This window comes from Sphingobacterium alkalisoli, from assembly GCF_005049105.1.
Lineage (GTDB): Bacteria > Bacteroidota > Bacteroidia > Sphingobacteriales > Sphingobacteriaceae > Sphingobacterium > Sphingobacterium alkalisoli.
Window position 1 is genome coordinate 629127 of record NZ_SUKA01000003.1, and the last position, 18569, is coordinate 647695.

The following is an 18569-nucleotide window of genomic DNA, read 5'->3' on the forward strand; positions in this document are numbered from 1 at the left end:
TAGATAGGTTTTATCGCTGTAGTAGTAATGTTGATCTCCTCACACTTTGATTGAAACAAATACATCATGATATTCGTTGAGCATAACTAAGGGACATCAATTGTCCGCTATTATAAATCACAACAAAAACTATGTTTTTATGAGGAAATTATCTACATTATTTCTGCTGTTCCTATTCGCTGATATAGCATATGGGCAGACGACAGTCAGCGGAATAGTTAAAGACAGTCAGTCTTTAATTGTATTACCGGGGGTGACCGTCAACGTGAAGGGGAAGAACACTACGACGCAAACCGACGCGACCGGGAACTTCAGCATCACTGCTGAACCCACTGATGAATTGGTGTTCACCTTTATTGGTTATACACCACAGACAATTGGGGTGGGCAATCAAACTCAAATAGACGTTTTTCTGGACGATGAAAGCCGTGCGTTGGATGAAATCGTTGTTATCGGCTATGGAACCGCTCAAAAAAGAGATCTAACGGGTTCGATCGCACAGGTGAAAGGTAGCGAGATTGTAGACCGTCCGGGTACAAATCCGGTAGCCAATTTGCAGGGTAAAGTTGCCGGTTTACAAGTGACAAACTCGGGAAGACCGGGACAAGAACCGGATATACGAATACGAGGTACAAATTCTATCAATGCGGTAAAGCCATTATATGTAGTGGATGGTTTATTGAACGACAACATTAACTTCCTGAATCCGGCCGATATCGAAAGTATCGAAGTGCTGAAGGATCCCTCCTCTTTGGCCATCTTTGGTGTTAGAGGTGCTAACGGCGTGATCGCCATTACGACTAAAAGAGCCAAGACTGGTGAGTTGAATTTTGAATTCAGCTCTCGTCTCGGTATTAAAAATGTCGGACGTCGAATGGACATGCTGAACGCTGACCAATTTCGTGAACTCTATGATGAGCAGCGATTCAATCAGGGCGATTTTCCTTTCAACTATGATAATTGGCAAGCAAATACCAATTGGCAGGACGAGATTTTCAGAAATGGAATCTTGAACTATAATAACCTAAGTGTAAGCGGCGCTACCGAACGAAATAGTTTCCGCATGGGGCTTGGATATTCTGTTGACGAAGGTATTATTAACCATGAAAAACACAGTCAGATCACACTAAATCTTGCCGATGAGCTGAAGATTACCGATAATTTCCGCACTGGAATTGTTTTCAACGGCTATCGCTCGCGACTACCACAAGAACGCGGTGTCTTTGGAGCTATTTTGGCTGCACCTATTGCGCCTACATATAATGAAGCATACGGTCTTTATCATGTCATGCCAGAGTTTCAACGGGCACAAGTTGGAAACCCCTTAATAGATATTGAGGAACGAAAAAACACCTATATTGGAAATAATTATCGAGCGGTGACCAATGTGTATGGAGAGGTCGATTTTCTATCCAATTTCACATTCAGATTGAACGTTTCTGCTGACTATGGTTTTAATCAGTTCCGCTCTTATCAAGGACTTGTATCTGTTTACAATCCAGATGTCGCGGGTGATGATAAATCGGAAAGAATCGGAAATCTCTTGACTTCAGTAAGCCAAGAACAGAATAAACATTATAAATACCAGAGTGATTGGCTATTAAATTACAAGAATAGTTTTGGAAAGCACAACTTGACAGCTATGTTAGGGTATACAACTTACCTACAGGGCGTAGAAACTGTCACGGGGCGAAGGACTCAGGGTGAAGGTCTAGAAATTCCAAATGATCCGGATTACTGGTATCTTGATATTGGTGCTGGGGATACACATACTGGTGGTGGTGGTGGTTCGGAATACAGAACGATTTCCTACCTGGCAAGGGCTCTTTACAACTTTGACGGCCGATATTTGATAAATGCCTCTTTTCGAAAAGATGGTAGCTCAGCATTCGCTAAAAAAGGAAAGCCATTTCAAGATTTTTTTGCAGTTGGAGGGGCATGGGTGGTAACCCAAGAGAGCTTTATGCAAGATCAAAATTTAATAAATAACCTGAAACTAAAAGGATCTTATGGAGCAATGGGCAACCAAAACGTAGGAGGGAATCGCTATCCGATGTGGCCTATATTAGTACCTGGAAATTCCGCAGTTTTTGGAGATCAGCTGATCCCGGCATATGGCCCTCAATACATCCCAGATGAAAATCTACATTGGGAGCAGGTGAAAAGTTGGGAAGCTGGATTTGAATTAGCTGCATTTAAAAACCGTCTAAATGTAGAAGCGATCTATTATAAAAAAAATACAGACGGTATACTCGTAACAGTACCGGGAATACTGGGCAGTATCCCAGGGCTTTCTAATCAGGGCAATATAGAAAACAAAGGACTTGAAGCTTCGGCAAGATGGAATCAAAGTATAGCGGACGATTGGAATATTTCCTTCGGAGGTAACATTACCACCGTCAAAAATAAAGTGATTTCATTGGCCAGTGAGGGCCACAGTATCTTAAGTGGATCTTCACGTACTACTGCGGGTTATCCGATTGCTTATTTTTGGGGTTATGAGCACGACGGAATTTTCCAGACGCAAACAGAAATTGCCTCCGCTCCTACCAATGGCTTAGGTGGTGGGGCATTCTTACCAGGAGATGTGCGCTATAAAGATATAGACGGGAACGGAACAATTGATGTTAGCGATCGGACAATGATCGGTAATCCTACCCCCGACCTTTACTATGGCATATCCTTATCCACTTCTTACAAGAACTTCGATTTGGGTTTGGAATTCCAGGGTTTATATGGCAACGAAATTATGCGAAATTGGAACCAAAACCAATTTGCCACCTACAATTTCTTAACAGATAGATTAAACCGATGGAATGGTGTAGGAACAAGTAATTGGGAACCCATTGTACATGAAGGGCGGGCTAACAATAGGTTACCTTCTACCTATTACATTGAAGACGGTAGTTTCTTCCGTTTGCGGGATGTAACCTTGGCCTATACGTTTCCACAAGAAACGATTGGTAAAATCAGACTAAAGAACCTTCGTGTATTTGCAAATGCGCAAAATGTATTCACACTTTCAAATAACTCAGGATTCACTCCCGAAATTGGAGGTAGTGCTATTTCATTTGGTGTGGACAATGGTACATATCCGGTACCCGCAATTTATACTCTAGGTCTAAACCTTAATTTTTAACCAATTAGCAAGATACAGATATGAAAACAAAAAATAACGCGATACTCCTGATAGCTTTATGCTTAGTTGGGATAACTCTATTAAATAGCTGTGGCAAGGAGTGGTTAGATATAAAGCCGAAAGGTCGGTTTACAGAAGAGGATTTGCCTTCAGGATCTCTAGAGGGACAAGTATTTGCTGCCTATGCAGGCTTACGGAGCGAGGCAACCAGCGGACTCCCCTATGTAGCGGTACATAATATACGCTCCGATGATGTGCATCTAGGAAGTAACTCAGGAGACTACGCTTCGGCCGGTCCCATATACGATGATTTTAATTATCCTTTGTCGCACTGGTTAACAAATAGCTATTGGACGGGCCATTATGCGTTGATAAATTCGGCAAATAATGTTATCGCTGCAGTTGATTCGTTAGGAACATTGGAAGAAGCAACATTAGTTAATATCGGAGAAGCAAAGTTTCTTCGAGGATGGGCCTATTTCAACTTAGTACGCACCTTTGGAGAAGTGCCACTAATTGATTTCCGTATTGTCGATCAAGCTTCCGCAAATAAACCGAAATCTACGATCGCTGAGATTTATCAGCTGATTGACGCCGACCTGCAGGAGGCTGTCTCAGTACTCCCTGAAACTTGGCCAAATCATCCAGGACGATTAACACGTGGAGCAGCTTTAGCGGTACAGACAAAAACTTTTATGGCAAGGCAACGTTTCTCGGAGGCGCTCGCATCGGCTAACGCCGTCATCAATTCAGGAATATACGATCTTAGCGTACCTTACAATATGATCTTTAGAGAGGAAAGTGAAAACAGTAAAGAGTCCATATTTGAGATACAGGCACTCGCTGATGGAGTTCAGAATTTTGGTGTCACTTATGCTAGCAGACAAGGAGTAAGAGGATCTGGTCAGTGGGATCTCGGTTGGGGGTGGAATATTCCACATCAAAGAATGCTAGATGCCTTTGAGGAGGGAGATCCGCGTAAGGATGTCACTGTATTATATAGTGGACAACGTAATGAACCTTACGGGGAAGTACTACCTGCAGATCTACCCCGTGCTTACTGGAATAAAAAAGTATATACGAATCCAAACTTACGCGTACAATACGGCAGTAGGTATGGCAACTGGTTTAATGTGCGCATTATTCGTTATTCGGATATTGTCTTATTGGCTGCAGAAGCAGCAAATGAAGTGGGTGGCGAGGCGAATATAGACTTAGCGCTGGAATATTTGGAACAGGTGAGAGGACGGGCAAGAGGAACAAACAGTTTAGTACTACCAACTGTAACTACGCGAAACCAAGCGGAACTGCGAGAAGCGATACGCCATGAACGCCAAGTAGAATTGGGTATGGAAAATGAACGCTTCTTTGATCTGGTACGTTGGGGTATCGACGTAGAAACCATGCATGCCGCCGGTCATATCAATTATCAAGTACGAAACCGCTTCTTCCCCATTCCGCAACCGGAAATTGATCGATCAGATGGTATTTTGATTCAAAATCCTAACTATTAATAACACTGAATAAAGAATAAAAAGATGAAAAAACACATATATCTAGCTTTAGTTTTGCTTATCTGCAGTATTGGCGGAATAGCACTTAGCTCGTCGTGCCAAAAAATGGAACGGCCAGAAATGAATATTATACCAGATCCAGCTGATGATGGTACCATACGCGTGTTGACAATCGGCAACAGCTTCTCGGAAGACGCAGTTGAGAACTACCTTTATGACCTTGCTAAAGCTGAGGATGTTCCCATCGTGATTGGAAACCTCTATATCGGTGGTGCAACACTAGCTCAACACCAAAAAAATGTTGAAGAAAATAACGGGGCGTATAGTTTCCGTAAGATCGACCGTGATGGAAATAAAACCACTGTGGCAAGTACCTCCATCGCAACTGCATTGACGAGCGAACGATGGACGCACATCAGTTTCCAGCAAGAGAGTTCTAACTCGGGAATGTATGATAGCTGGGTAGAGCCCTTGCCTATCGTATATGATTATGTCGCTGCCAGAGCCACAAAGAATAATCCTGATGTTAAGTTCCTATTACATCAAACCTGGGCTTACGCACAGAATTCAACACACACCGGGTTTGCAAACTATGGCAACAACCAAATGGACATGTATGAGGCAATCATAGATGCCGTAAACCGCGCTAAAGAACTTGTCGCTATTGATCTTGTTGTGCCTGCCGGAACGGCTATCCAGAATGGAAGAACGTCGGTGGTAGAAGATAATTTTACACGCGATGGATACCATTTAAATTTGTCTATAGGTCGGTATACGGCAGCATGCACCTGGTTTGAGGCGTTGACCGGCAAGAGCCCAATCGGAAATTCATTTAAACCGACGGGAATGTCTGATTTTGAAGCCGAAATAGCACAAAATGCAGCACACACGGCTATTGCAAAGCCATTAGAGGTAACACCTATGACCGACTTTCAAGGTGGTAACTCTGGTCCATTGGAAAGTGCTGTATTGCTGGATTTCGGAAATAACCTGGCATCGGAAAACTGGAACCATATCAATTCATTTTTAGCAGGAACGCGTATCAACTTAAAAGACAGCTTGGGCTCTTATGTTGGAATCGCGCTGGAAATAACGGAACGTTTTAATAGCGTAAATACAAATGGACCAGAATCTTCTGAAGCATTTGACAATATGCCATCAAATGTATCCAAATATTCATATTTCGGAAATTCTAAAGGCCCCTTCAACGGCATAACTGTTCTGAAAAGCGTATTCGACATATCCGGACTTGATCCAAACTTGACCTACAACTTATGCTTCTTTGGGTCTAGAGGAGGCGTATCAGACAATCGAGAAACAAAATATACTTCTAAAGGCACCAATGAGGTTAGCGTAAGTCTGAATACTTCTAATAACGTCAGTAATAAAGTGTGTGCTAACGGAATAACACCGAATGCGGAAGGAACTATAACAGTTACGGTCACGTCGGGTGAAAACAACACAAATGGATCTGGCTTTTATTATTTATCGGCTGCAAGACTAACATCGAATTAATCTCATTCTGGCCTTCCTTAGGGAAGGCCATTTAACAATATATCTATGCTAATACATCGTTTTATATTTTTTTTATGCTGTTTACCATTTTTTGCATGTGTTAACAAACCAACGGAAAACAAAACGAATGATCGTAAACTCTCCGACGATTCGCTACTGACCTTAATCCAACAACAAACTTTTCAATATTTTTGGGAAGGTGCCGAACCGAACTCGGGTCTGGCGCGAGAGCGTATACATATAGACGGCGAATACCCCCAAAATGATCAAAACGTCATCACTATAGGCGGTAGTGGTTTTGGAATCATGTCATTGCTTGTGGGCATTGAAAACAGGTATATTAGCACTACGGAAGGGCAAGAAAGATTAGCACACATCGTAGGATATTTGGGGAAAATAGAAAGGTTTCATGGCGTATGGTCACATTGGTATTTTGGCGATACGGGTAAACCGAAAGCATTCAGCCAAAATGATGATGGTGGCGACCTTGTTGAAACTGCTTTTATGGCGCAAGCACTAATCTGTGTAAGGGAATATTACAAAGATGGCACGCAGGATCAACAACGGATTGCACAAAAAGCAGATCAACTATGGAAAGACATTAATTGGGATTTCTACCGTAATGGTAAGGATGTGCTATTTTGGCATTGGAGTCCAAAATATGCGTGGGGCATGAATCATGCTATACAGGGATACGATGAAGGGTTGATAACGTATATTCTTGCCGCTTCTTCTCCTACTCATCCTATTCCGGCATCGACCTACCACAAGGGGTGGGCAAGGGATGGTCAAATATCGTCTACTATCAGCAAATACGAGATTCCCACCATATTGAAACACAATTCGAAAACCGGCGAGGTCGGTCCTCTTTTTTGGCAGCATTACTCCTACTTGGGATTAAGTCCTAAAGGACTAAAAGACAAATATGCTAATTATTGGGATGCGGCAGTGAACCATACCAAAATCCATATTGAACATGCGAAGAAAAATCCGAAACAATATGTGGGATATGGAACTGATAAAGGCTGGGGACTTACGGCTAGCTATTCGGTAAAAGGCTATAACGCGCACCACCCCGATAATGATCACGGCGTTATATCACCAACCGCCGCCCTTTCTTCTATTGCATATACACCAAAAGAAAGCATATCCTTCGCACAGTACCTTTATCAGCACTTGGGCGACAAAGTTTGGGGGAAATATGGTTTCTATGACGCATATAGCGAGACCGAAAACTGGTTTCCGCAGCGATACCTAGCAATCGATCAAGGCCCTATCGTGGTGATGATCGAAAACTATCGATCTGGATTGATATGGAATTTGTTTATGAATGCCCCAGAGATACAGGCTGGATTAAAAAAACTGGATTTTGAGAGTCCGTATTTGAAGTAGTAATTGCCTCGAAGCGCTTTAGAATATATTAATGATAACCGAGCTTGCCCGCCTCACAGCGAGCAAGAAAGCTCAAGTAGTACTTAGACAGATGAAAATCACAATTGCAGGATTGCTTATAAGCTTAGTTCAGCTTGGATCCATATATGCTCAGGATCGCAAGATGGATCATTTTATAACGAATTTAATGGGTAAGATGACCGTCGAAGAAAAGATTGGCCAGTTAAATCTGGTAACGGGTGGCGAGGCAGTGACCGGATCAGCCGTCTCGACAGGGGTCGAATCTAAAATCAAAGAAGGAAACATCGGCGGTATTTTCAGCATGTCTTCGCCAGCAAAAATTCGACAAGCGCAAGAACTCGCCGTGAAGCATTCCCGGCTGGGCATACCTATCATTTTTGGCATGGATGTGATCCATGGATACAAGACCATGTTTCCAATTCCGCTGGGACTGGCGGCTACCTGGGATATGGAACTAATCCGTGAATCGGCGCGCATAGCGGCAGTAGAGGCTACAGCAGATGGTCTAAATTGGACCTTTTCTCCGATGGTTGATATTTCCCGGGATCCGCGTTGGGGACGAATTTCTGAAGGTAGTGGTGAGGATACCTATTTAAGTTCAAGAATAGCGACGGAGATGGTAAAGGGCTATCAAGGTGCTAATTTAGATGCACACAATACATTGATGGCCTGTGTAAAGCATTTCGCTTTATATGGTGCTGCCGAGGGTGGACGTGACTACCACACCACGGATATGAGTTTACATCGTATGTATAACGAATACCTGCCACCTTATAAAGCGGCAATCGATGCTGGTGCAGGAACGGTCATGACTTCTTTCAATGACATCAATGGTGTGCCTGCTACGGCAAACAGGTGGTTAATGACAGATCTGCTGAGAAAACAATGGGGATTTAAGGGGATGGTCGTCACGGATTACACCGCCATTAACGAGTTGATCGACCATGGCCTCGGCGATCTCCAAACCGTATCGGCTTTGTCTCTAAAGGCTGGCGTACATATGGATATGGTAGGTGAAGGATTCTTATCTACGTTAAAAAAGTCATTAGAAGAAGGAAAAGTAACGCGAGCTGAGATTGACGAAGCTTGTCGCTTGATACTCGAGGCTAAATATAAGTTAGGTCTTTTTGATGACCCTTTTCGCTATTGCAGCGATGAACGCGCAAAAAACAACATACTAACAAAAGATCATTTGGCCAAAGCACGTGAAGCCGCGGCAAAATCATTTGTATTGCTTAAAAATGACAACAATCTACTACCTTTAAAAAAGCAAGGAACTGTCGCTGTTATTGGTCCGCTTGCAAACAGTGGAGCGAATATGCCAGGAACATGGAGTGTAAGCGCAGACTTAGCAAATACGCAATCGCTTGTAGACGGCATGAAAGATGCCTTGGGAAACAAGGTCAAGATTATGACCCATTTAGGAAGCAATCTAGTAGCAGATGCTGCTTATCAAGAGCGGGCTACCATGTTTGGCCGAACTATCCCACGGGATGAAAGACCCGAGCAGGAGATCATTAGCGAGGCTATCCGTGTAGCTGAGGATGCAGATGTTATCGTCGCGGCGCTGGGTGAAGGATCGGAGATGTCGGGTGAAAGTTCGAGTAGAACAGATTTGAATATCCCCGCCACTCAACGACGCTTGCTAGAAGCCTTATTAAAGACCGGTAAACCTGTTGTATTGGTACTTTTTGCAGGGCGACCTTTAACATTAACTTGGGAAGATAAACATGTTCCGGCTATATTAAACGTGTGGTTTGGGGGAACAGAAACCGGCAAAGCTGTTGCTGATGTACTTTTCGGTGATATCACTCCCTCTGGAAAGCTACCGGCTACCTTTCCGCAGAACGTAGGACAAATCCCATTATATTATAGTGCTAAAAACACGGGACGTCCGCTCGCGGAGGGTACTTGGTTTCAAAAGTTTCGTTCGAATTATCTGGATGTAACCAATGAACCGCTTTACCCATTCGGCTATGGTCTAAGTTATACAACATTCGAATATGGTGATATTAAATTGGACAAGAAGTCCATCGCTGCGGGACAACATATCCAAGCGGATATCACCGTTACCAATACCGGTAATTATGACGGCGAGGAAATCGTGCAATTATACATCAGGGATTTAGTTGGGTCGGTAACTCGCCCGGTAAAGGAGCTGAAGGCTTTTGAAAAAATATCGTTGAAGAAGGGAGAAAGTAGAACCGTCTCCTTCACAATATCAGAGGACGATCTAAAGTTTTATAATCAGGAACTTAAGTTTACGGCCGAGCCTGGGGATTTTACGCTATTCATCGGTCCCGATTCCAAAAACACCAAAGAGATTGATTTCAAACTCTTATAAATAGATAGAACGGGAGGCGCTAGGCCTCCCGTTCTATGTTGAATAAATGTATCTTATTTCTTCCCGCAGATTATAACGTGAGGCCATTACTTCACCATAGGCACCTGCCGTGCGAATAGCAATCAAATCACCTCTTTTGGATTCTGGAAGGGGAACCTCCTTACCAAAGCAGTCCGAACTCTCACAAATAGGCCCAACTACATCGTAATTGATTGTCTTTGCAGACGGATCGGAGCCTATTTTTTCAATTTTATGATATGCTTGATATAGAGCAGGACGCATCAATTCCGTCATTCCTGCATCTAATATCAGAAAGTGCTTTTTTGTTCCACTTTTGGTATACAAAACTTTGCTTACTAAACTTCCACATTGTGCTACCAAAGCGCGTCCCAATTCAAAATGTACCTCCTGTTGCCCGTTGCGGTCCAAAAATTTATCGAATACATCGAAGTAGGCTTCAAAATCGGGAATTGGATTTTCATCGGGAGCATGATAATCAACACCCAATCCGCCCCCCACATTAATTACTTTGATGTAGGTACCACGCTCCTCAAACCAATTTTTCCACTCATTTACCTTGACACACAGACTCTTAAAGACGTTTAGATCTGTAATCTGAGATCCCACATGAAAATGCAATCCTACTAGATTCACATGCTCGCAAGACCTCAAAACAGCGGCAGCCTGCTCCAGCTCTGAATTTGGAACGCCGAATTTATTTTCGTCTAAACCTGTTGTGATGTAATGATGAGTATGTGCATCCACATTTGGATTAATGCGTAAAGACACATTTGCCTTTTCGCCCAGCTTAGCTGCGAGTTCGTCAATTACTTCAAGCTCTTGAATAGATTCTACATTGAATGCAAAGATTTGATGCTTAAGTGCACTTGTAATCTCCTTATCTGACTTACCTACTCCTGCAAAAGTAATCTTACTGGCTTCAAAACCCACATCAATGGATTTTTGAACCTCATTCCCACTTACACAGTCTGCGCCAAATCCCTTCGATCGAATGATAGATAAAATTCGATCATTGAAATTGGCCTTCAGGGCGTAGTGAATATGAAATTTACGCTTATCGGCAGCCTGCTTTGCCGCATCTAGGGTACGTTCTAATAATGCTAGATCGTAATAATAAAAAGGTGTCTCTACCCCTACTAATTTTTCTACTTGTTGATCGTTAAACAACATTCCTTCTTAAGCTTAAAATAATCTATTATGTAAAGAGCGCAACGCCTCCGTTTTGTGTTTCGAATCCAATAAAATAGAAACGTTATAATCGGATCCGCCGTAAGAAATCATTCGAACCGGCAGATGCTTCACGGCATCCAACACACGCGCGGCATATCCATGTGTATTCGCTCCGAAATCTCCTACTACACATACAATAGTCTGTCCTTCATCTACACCTACCTTACCGAAACTCTCAACTTCTTTTATAATCTCCAGTAAATTACTGGTATCGTCGATGGACAACGACACAGCAACTTCGGATGTCGTAATCATATCAATCGGGGTTTTATAACGTTCGAAAATTTCAAAGACCTTCCTCAAAAAGCCATAGGCCAATAGCATACGTGTGGAATGAATGTGTATTGCCGTTATTCCATCTTTTGCTGCAATTGCGCGAATAGAGCCTTTCTCGCCCCCATTTTTCGAAATCAACGTTCCTTTTGCCTGCGGATCCATGGTATTCAATAACCGTACTGGAACATTGTATTTTTGTGCAGGGAAAACACTTTGCGGATGTAATATCTTCGCACCAAAATAAGCTAATTCGGCGGCTTCATCAAAGCTCAGATTTGCAATGGGCTTTGTGTTGGTAACGACTCGTGGATCATTATTGTGCATGCCGTCAATATCTGTCCAGATTTGAACCTCATCTGCCCGAACAGCTGCCCCGATTAATGAGGCAGTATAATCTGAACCACCTCGACGTAAATTGTCGATTTCACCGAATGAATTGCGACAGATATATCCTTGAGTAATAAATAGATTATTAGACGGATAATCTGCTAAAATAGCGCTTATTTTTTCACTAATATATTCCACAACCGGCTCGTTATCTTCATCAATTTTCATAAAATCCAATGCCGGTAATAAAACGGAAGGAACGCCAATTTCGGTAAGATGAAAATGCCATAAGGTGGTAGAAAGTAACTCACCTTGTGCTAAAATAATCTTCTCCTCAGTTGGTGTAAAAATATCATTGGATAAAGATGCGATATGGTTAAAATGAGAATCAATTAATTCCTGCCCTTTCTTTAACCCTTCTTCGGTACTAAAAAGTTCTTTAATTAATGCATTGTACTTATCTTTGTGCGTCTTGATTAATTGATTAGCATCGTCCTTCTTCCCGTTTAGAAAAGCTTGACCAATTTCAACCAATGCATTTGTCGTACCCGACACCGCAGACAACACGACGATCTGGCGTTCAGAAGGATTTACTATATCCAATAACCCTTTGATACGCGCTGCACTTCCTACAGAAGTACCACCGAATTTTAGAATTTTCATAATTTAATTTGATACTTATTTTTTTGCTTGTGAATATACTTATTACAGGTGAATAAACAAAAAAGCGGCACAAATGCGTTAAAAGCTTTTGTGCCGCATATTATTTATGCGGAAAACCTACTTCTTCAGGTTCTCAATTAGAAGAAGTGCTAATTCTTCTCCTATACGTTCTTGTGCTTCATTTGTGGCTGCACCTATATGTGGCGTCAAAGATATTCTTGGATGGTTTAAAATCTCGACTCTTGGCGTTGGTTCGTTATCAAAAACATCAAGAGCTGCAAATGAAACTTTACCAGCATTAAGGGCATTTACAAGCTCCAACTCATCAATAACGCCGCCTCGCGACGCATTTACCAATGCTACACCATCTTTAAGAATTGTGAATTCTTCCTTCCCAATGACCGGTCTGTCTAAAAAAGGAACGTGCAGGGAAATAAAGTCGGATTTACGAAGGACCTCTTCTAACTCCACTTGTTTGACCGGAACGTCGACCTGTGCTCCTCCCGACAATGTTAATGTCAGCGCCTTAGGTCCATCAAAAAGGTCAGAATAAAGCACATCCATGCCTAACCCTAAAGCAATCTTAGCCGTTTCTCTTCCGATACGACCGAAACCTACTACTCCCAACGTTTTACCTTGCAGTTCAACACCTGCTCCATAGGCTTTCTTTAATCCGCCAAAATTTGTATTGCCCTCCACAGGCATTTTTCGATTTGAATCGTAAAGAAAACGTACACCATTTAGTAAATGTGCAAATACCAATTCCGCGACCGAATGTGAAGAAGCTGCTGGCGTATTTACTACGGCAATCCCTTTCGCCCGTGCATAGTCAACATCTATATTATCCATGCCTACGCCACCACGACCAATCACCTTAATATTCGGACAGATATCAATTAGCGCCTGTCTTAATTTTGTAGCACTACGCACGGTAACAGCATCATATTCATTTAGTCGAAACGGCAACTCATCTTGTGGAATGTGAACGGTATCCACCGCGAAACCTGCATCTTCTAATATTTTCTTTCCGATAGGATCAATCCCATCATTCGCTAAAATTCTCATATTCAAAAACTATTTGTGTTTTTCTTCAAACTCTCGCATTGCGTCTACTAATGCGTTTATAGATGTAATGCTTAATGCATTGTAAATGGATGCTCTAAAACCTCCCACCGAACGATGACCTTTAATACCTATCAAATTACGCTCTTTGGACAAAGCTAGAAATTCTGCTTCTAAATCCGAATTTTCCATTACAAAAGTGACATTCATACGAGATCTATCCTCTACCGCGGCAGTTCCTTTAAAAAATGGATTACGCTCGATCTCGTCGTATAATGTGCGGGCTTTAACAATATTTTCTTGTTCGATCACCGAGATACCGCCCTTAGCCTTTAGCCACCGAAGATTCAACATGGATACGTAAATAGAATACACTGGAGGAGTATTGTACATAGAACCTGCTTTGATATGCGGTTCGTAATCCAAAATAGAAGGTAAGCTACGGCCGCTTCTACCTAAAATTTCATCTTTGATGATGACCAATGTCACACCCGCCGGCCCCATATTTTTTTGCGCCCCAGCATAAATCAAGTCATAATCCGTTATATCTATCACGCGACTTAGTATATCTGAAGACATATCTACTACGGTAGGAACTGACGTAGTAGGTTTTTCAAAAACTTCTGTTCCGTAAATAGTGTTATTGGAGGTATAATGAAAATAGGCAGAATCAGCTGGGATTTCAAATCCTTTGGGAATATAATTATAGTTTTTATCACTTGAGGAAGCTACTATTTCTACTTGTCCTATTTTTTTAGCTTCTTTAGCCGCCTTTGTAGCCCACACACCTGTATCAAAGTAAGCAGCCTTACCGCCTTCGGGCAATAGGTTTAACGGAACCATTGCAAATTGTTGACTTGCACCACCTTGTAGAAATAATACAGAATAATTTTGGGGAACATTTAACAGTTCACGTACTAAACGCTCCGTTTCCACTACCACTTCCTCGAACTCTTTGGAACGATGAGATATTTCTAAAATGGACAATCCCGTATTATTAAAATCCAATACTGCTTGAGAAGCTTCTTGAAAAACTTCTTTAGGTAAAATACATGGACCCGCACCGAAATTATGTTTCATTTGTAAGTATTGTTTTATGGTGAAATTTTGATTGCAAATTTACACTTTATTTTATATTATTTTAAATGAATTCAAATTATTATTATGAAATATTCAAATTTTACCACTTTTTTATAAAACATTGACACATAACAACAATTCTTACTTTTTCAAATTTGACAGTGAAACGGGGCATTATGTTTTGCCTCTCATTGATCATTTTCGTTTACTTTTTATACCGAAATATTAATAGTAAGATATAAATATTTCATCTAAAAAATCGTATCTTCGCATGCGAAGTGCCTAAATTAGGGCACTTTATTTAGTTTTACAGAAACCAGGTAAATATGGCTGAAGAAACAGAAAATGAAAACAATTTAACACCTGCTCACGACAGGATTGTAAAAATTAATATTGAAGACCAGATGAAAGCTGCTTACATCGATTATTCGATGTCAGTAATTGTATCTCGTGCTCTTCCTGATGCAAGGGATGGCTTGAAGCCTGTGCACCGCCGGGTCTTATACGGCATGTTGGATTTGGGTGTAACATCGGGAAAGCCATATAAAAAATCAGCTCGTATTGTCGGTGACGTATTAGGTAAGTATCACCCACATGGTGATTCATCTGTTTATGATGCAATGGTACGTTTGGCACAGAGCTGGTCACTGCGATATCAATTGGTCGACGGTCAAGGTAATTATGGATCGTTAGATGGTGACCCCCCAGCGGCAATGCGGTATACTGAAGCTCGTCTTCGGAAAATTGCAGAAGAAATGTTGTCCGACATTAATAAGGACACCGTTGACTTTCAGCTCAACTTTGATGATTCCTTGCAGGAACCTACGGTATTACCGACACGAATCCCCAATCTATTAGTTAACGGAGCTTCTGGTATCGCGGTGGGTATGGCTACAAATATGGCGCCTCATAATCTAACAGAGGTTATAGAGGGAACCATTGCCTATATAGACAACCGTCAAATTGAGATCGCTGAGTTAATGCAATTTGTGAAAGGTCCCGATTTCCCAACTGGCGGTATTATCTATGGTCATCATGGTGTAAGAGAAGCATTTGAAACCGGTAGAGGCCGTATTGTCATGCGGGCGAAGGCTGAAATTGAAACAACCAAATCAGGTCGTGAAATCATTGTCGTTACTGAAATCCCATATCAGATCAATAAGGCGGACATGATCAAACGAACAGTAGATTTGATCAATGAGAAGAAAATTGAAGGTATTTCAGAGATACGTGATGAATCCACACGAGAGGTCCGGATTGTATACGACATAAAACGCGACTCAAATGCAAATGTCGTCCTAAATAATTTATATAAACACACTTCATTACAGACTTCGTTTTCTGTAAATAATATTGCGCTTGTAAAAGGAAGGCCAATGTTAATGAATCTGAAAGATATGATTCATGAGTTCGTAGAGCATAGACACGAAGTAGTAATTCGTCGTACAAAATACGAATTAGCAGAGGCTGAAAAACGTGCACACATTCTTGAAGGTTATTTAATTGCGTTAGATCATCTAGATGAAGTGATCAAACTAATACGTAATTCGGATACACCAGAAGAGGCTCGTGTTGGGCTGATGGAACGTTTTGAATTGAGTGACATCCAGGCTCGCGCTATCTTGGATATGACGTTAAGACGTCTTACCGGACTGGAACGCGACAAGATCAAAGAAGAATATGCGGAGTTGATGAATACCATCGAGTATTTGAAATCTGTATTGGCAGATGAAGGTCTACGTATGCAAATCATCAAAGACGAATTGGCTGAGGTTAAAGAGAAATATGGTGATGAACGTCGATCAGTAATTGTACACTCGGCGGAAGATATGACTATGGAAGATTTCGTCGATGATGAAGAAGTGGTAATCACCATATCAAACAACAGTTATGTGAAACGAACACCATTGTCGGAGTATAAGCGTCAAGGCCGTGGTGGTAAGGGCGCAATCGGAACGAATACGAGAGAAGAGGATTTTACAGAACATATTATTACAGCTACCGCCCATAATTATATGTTGCTATTTACAGAATCCGGACGTTGCTTTTGGTTGCGCGCATTCGAAATACCTGAAGGAAGCCGAACCTCACGAGGTAGAGCGCTTCAAAATATCATCAACATACCGAAAGATGAGAAGATCAAAGCATACATATTAATAAAGAACTTGAAAGACCAAGAATATTTGGAAAACAACTTTATTATTATGTGTACAAAAAAAGGAACAATCAAGAAAACTTCTTTAGAGGCTTATTCACGTCCAAGAGCGAACGGCATTAATGCCATCAACATCAATGAAGGAGATCAATTGATTGAAGCATCTTTAACAAATGGTACTAGTGAAATCGTGATGGCTTTACGCTCAGGTCGTGCCATCAGATTTAATGAATCGACCGTAAGACCCATGGGTAGAACAGCAACTGGAGTTCGTGGTATCAGGTTGGCTTCCGAAAAAGATGAGGTAGTTGGCATGATTAGTGTTGATGATTCTGAAGCAACGGTATTGGTTGTTTCTGAAAAAGGATACGGAAAACGTACTGATATCGATGATTATCGTGTTACAAACCGGGGTGGTAAAGGTGTAAAAACCATAAATGTCACCGAAAAAACGGGAGAACTTGTTGCAATCAAAGGCGTCACAGATCAAGATGATCTAATGATTATCAATAAATCTGGCATTGTGATCCGGATAGGTGTAGATACATTAAGAGTGATGGGTAGAGCAACACAAGGTGTGCGATTGATTACGTTGAAAGAAACTGATGCGATCGCTTCGATCACTAAAGTAGCTCGTGAAGAAGATATTCTAGATGGTCTTACAGATCAGGATTCAGAAAACAGCGAATCTAACGATCAAAATAATGATGAAACTGAAGAATAATTCGATGATGAAAGCATTTACTGCTTCACTATTGTTTTTAATGATTACAGGAACTGTTGTAGCTCAATCCGATTATAAGGAGAGCTCCAACAGTTTTGCTAAATACTCGAAAACAGGGGATCTAAAAGATCTCGAAAATGCGAAGAAGTTTATTGACGCTACCTACAAGACTAGGCGTGACTCTTCTAACAAAAAAGTAAATGTTTTACGGGCTATGATCTATAGTTCGATGGCTTACTCGGATTCTACACGCAAAATTAAGAACGATAAGGATCCAATAGAAATTGCAACAAGTGCTTTATCAAAGATAAGGCCTAGAGATTTGGACAATTTCCAAGGAGAAGTAAGATATATAAAGCAAAATTTGGCTGCAGCTTATATCTACAAAGCAAACAAATCTATAGAAAATCAAAAATTAGAGGAGGCATATGCTGATTTTCTTCAAGTGCAAAAATTGGGTTCCAAAGGAGAAGATGTAACCTATAACTTAGCCCTTCTAGCCACTCAAACAAATAAGATAGATGATGCAATCGTCTATTACAAGAAATTAGTGGACAGCACAGATGCAGATGCTAGCAAATACCTAGAGTTAGCAGACCTCTACCATAAAAAGGGTGAAAACCAGTTGTATTTGAATACACTTCAGGCTGCAAGAACAAAATTCCTTAATAATAAAAATGTTCTTTTCCAATTAGTGGAGGTGTATGCTCAAAACAAATCGTACGCTGCAATTGTTCCTATCATTGATGAGGCGATAGAATTTGAGCCTGAAAACATCCATTTAATTTATCTCGCTGGTTTTGCGAACGAAAATGAACGGAATATTGAAGCAGCAAAGGGTTATTACACAAAAGTAATCGGGTTGGATGATGGTAATTATGATGCTAATTTGGCATTAGGTTTGATCCATTTAAATACATTTTTGCAAGACAAAAATAATCTTGAAGCACAGTATGATGCACAGAATTATTTGCTGAAAGCAAATGAGATAAAGCCATACGCTGTAAATACACTTAGAGGGCTGGCATTATTTTATGAAGCTGCAGACGATATAACACAGCTGGATAGAGTTAACATGTTATTAAATCAACTTTCAAATAATTAAT

Annotated in this window: 11 protein-coding genes; 7 read left to right on the forward strand and 4 right to left on the reverse strand. The window is 41.2% G+C overall.

Translation table 11 applies throughout. The features are described from left to right. Positions 1–139 precede the first annotated feature (139 nt). Genes FAZ19_RS12295 through bglX form a run of 5 tightly spaced genes read left to right on the forward strand, consistent with a single transcriptional unit; the run spans position 140 to position 9925 of the window. A complete protein-coding gene (locus tag FAZ19_RS12295) occupies positions 140–3139 on the forward strand; it encodes a SusC/RagA family TonB-linked outer membrane protein (RefSeq protein ID WP_136821009.1) in 3000 nt (999 codons plus the stop codon). 20 nt (positions 3140–3159) lie between these two features. Next, entirely contained in the window at positions 3160–4653 is a 1494-nt protein-coding gene (locus FAZ19_RS12300; protein WP_136821010.1) for a RagB/SusD family nutrient uptake outer membrane protein, read from the forward strand. 24 nt (positions 4654–4677) lie between these two features. Beyond that, on the forward strand, positions 4678–6168 hold the full coding sequence (locus FAZ19_RS12305) for a DUF4886 domain-containing protein (protein ID WP_136821011.1): 1491 nt from the start codon (positions 4678–4680) through the stop codon (positions 6166–6168). A gap of 45 nt (positions 6169–6213) precedes the next feature. Next, positions 6214–7560 carry a glucoamylase family protein gene (locus FAZ19_RS12310; protein WP_136821012.1) on the forward strand — a complete coding sequence of 449 codons (1347 nt, stop codon included), beginning with the start codon at positions 6214–6216 and terminating at the stop codon, positions 7558–7560. A 31-nt stretch (positions 7561–7591) separates the two neighbouring features. Continuing rightward, positions 7592–9925 (forward strand): beta-glucosidase BglX, encoded by a 2334-nt coding sequence (gene bglX / locus FAZ19_RS12315; RefSeq protein WP_262709344.1) that lies wholly within the window; start codon positions 7592–7594, stop codon positions 9923–9925. A 33-nt stretch (positions 9926–9958) separates the two neighbouring features. Here bglX and lysA read toward each other — a convergent pair whose 3' ends face one another. The 4 genes from lysA to serC form a co-directional block, all read right to left on the reverse strand. Further along, the gene (gene lysA / locus FAZ19_RS12320; RefSeq protein ID WP_373287733.1) at positions 9959–11113 is read right to left on the reverse strand and encodes a diaminopimelate decarboxylase; all 1155 of its coding nucleotides are present in this window, start codon (positions 11111–11113) and stop codon (positions 9959–9961) included. A 15-nt stretch (positions 11114–11128) separates the two neighbouring features. After that, on the reverse strand, positions 11129–12442 hold the full coding sequence (locus FAZ19_RS12325) for an aspartate kinase (protein WP_136821015.1): 1314 nt from the start codon (positions 12440–12442) through the stop codon (positions 11129–11131). Positions 12443–12559: 117 nt separating this feature from the next. Beyond that, the gene (locus FAZ19_RS12330) at positions 12560–13507 is read right to left on the reverse strand and encodes a D-2-hydroxyacid dehydrogenase (RefSeq protein ID WP_136821016.1); all 948 of its coding nucleotides are present in this window, start codon (positions 13505–13507) and stop codon (positions 12560–12562) included. A 9-nt stretch (positions 13508–13516) separates the two neighbouring features. After that, entirely contained in the window at positions 13517–14584 is a 1068-nt protein-coding gene (gene serC, locus FAZ19_RS12335) for a 3-phosphoserine/phosphohydroxythreonine transaminase (protein ID WP_136821017.1), read from the reverse strand. A 326-nt stretch (positions 14585–14910) separates the two neighbouring features. Here serC and gyrA point away from each other — a divergent pair, with 326 nt between their 5' ends. Together gyrA and FAZ19_RS12345 are read left to right on the forward strand one after the other, a co-directional pair. After that, positions 14911–17463, forward strand: coding sequence for a DNA gyrase subunit A (gyrA, locus tag FAZ19_RS12340; RefSeq protein WP_136821018.1), 2553 nt, complete (start codon positions 14911–14913; stop codon positions 17461–17463). Beyond that, on the forward strand, positions 17444–18568 hold the full coding sequence (locus FAZ19_RS12345; RefSeq protein WP_229707472.1) for a tetratricopeptide repeat protein: 1125 nt from the start codon (positions 17444–17446) through the stop codon (positions 18566–18568). The genes gyrA and FAZ19_RS12345 overlap by 20 nt, the downstream gene beginning before the upstream one ends. The last annotated feature ends 1 nt before the right edge of the window (position 18569 follow it).

What these genes read in the sequence shown, in the direction of transcription:
- FAZ19_RS12295 (WP_136821009.1), top strand. Translation starts at nt 140, where the DNA reads ATGAGGAAATTATCTACATTATTTCTGCTGTTCCTATTCGCTGATATA.
- FAZ19_RS12300 (WP_136821010.1), top strand. Translation starts at nt 3,160, where the DNA reads ATGAAAACAAAAAATAACGCGATACTCCTGATAGCTTTATGCTTAGTT.
- FAZ19_RS12305 (WP_136821011.1), top strand. Translation starts at nt 4,678, where the DNA reads ATGAAAAAACACATATATCTAGCTTTAGTTTTGCTTATCTGCAGTATT.
- FAZ19_RS12310 (WP_136821012.1), top strand. Translation starts at nt 6,214, where the DNA reads ATGCTAATACATCGTTTTATATTTTTTTTATGCTGTTTACCATTTTTT.
- bglX (WP_262709344.1), top strand. Translation starts at nt 7,592, where the DNA reads ATGATAACCGAGCTTGCCCGCCTCACAGCGAGCAAGAAAGCTCAAGTA.
- FAZ19_RS12325 (WP_136821015.1), bottom strand. Translation starts at nt 12,442, where the DNA reads ATGAAAATTCTAAAATTCGGTGGTACTTCTGTAGGAAGTGCAGCGCGT.
- FAZ19_RS12330 (WP_136821016.1), bottom strand. Translation starts at nt 13,507, where the DNA reads ATGAGAATTTTAGCGAATGATGGGATTGATCCTATCGGAAAGAAAATA.
- serC (WP_136821017.1), bottom strand. Translation starts at nt 14,584, where the DNA reads ATGAAACATAATTTCGGTGCGGGTCCATGTATTTTACCTAAAGAAGTT.
- gyrA (WP_136821018.1), top strand. Translation starts at nt 14,911, where the DNA reads ATGGCTGAAGAAACAGAAAATGAAAACAATTTAACACCTGCTCACGAC.
- FAZ19_RS12345 (WP_229707472.1), top strand. Translation starts at nt 17,444, where the DNA reads ATGATGAAACTGAAGAATAATTCGATGATGAAAGCATTTACTGCTTCA.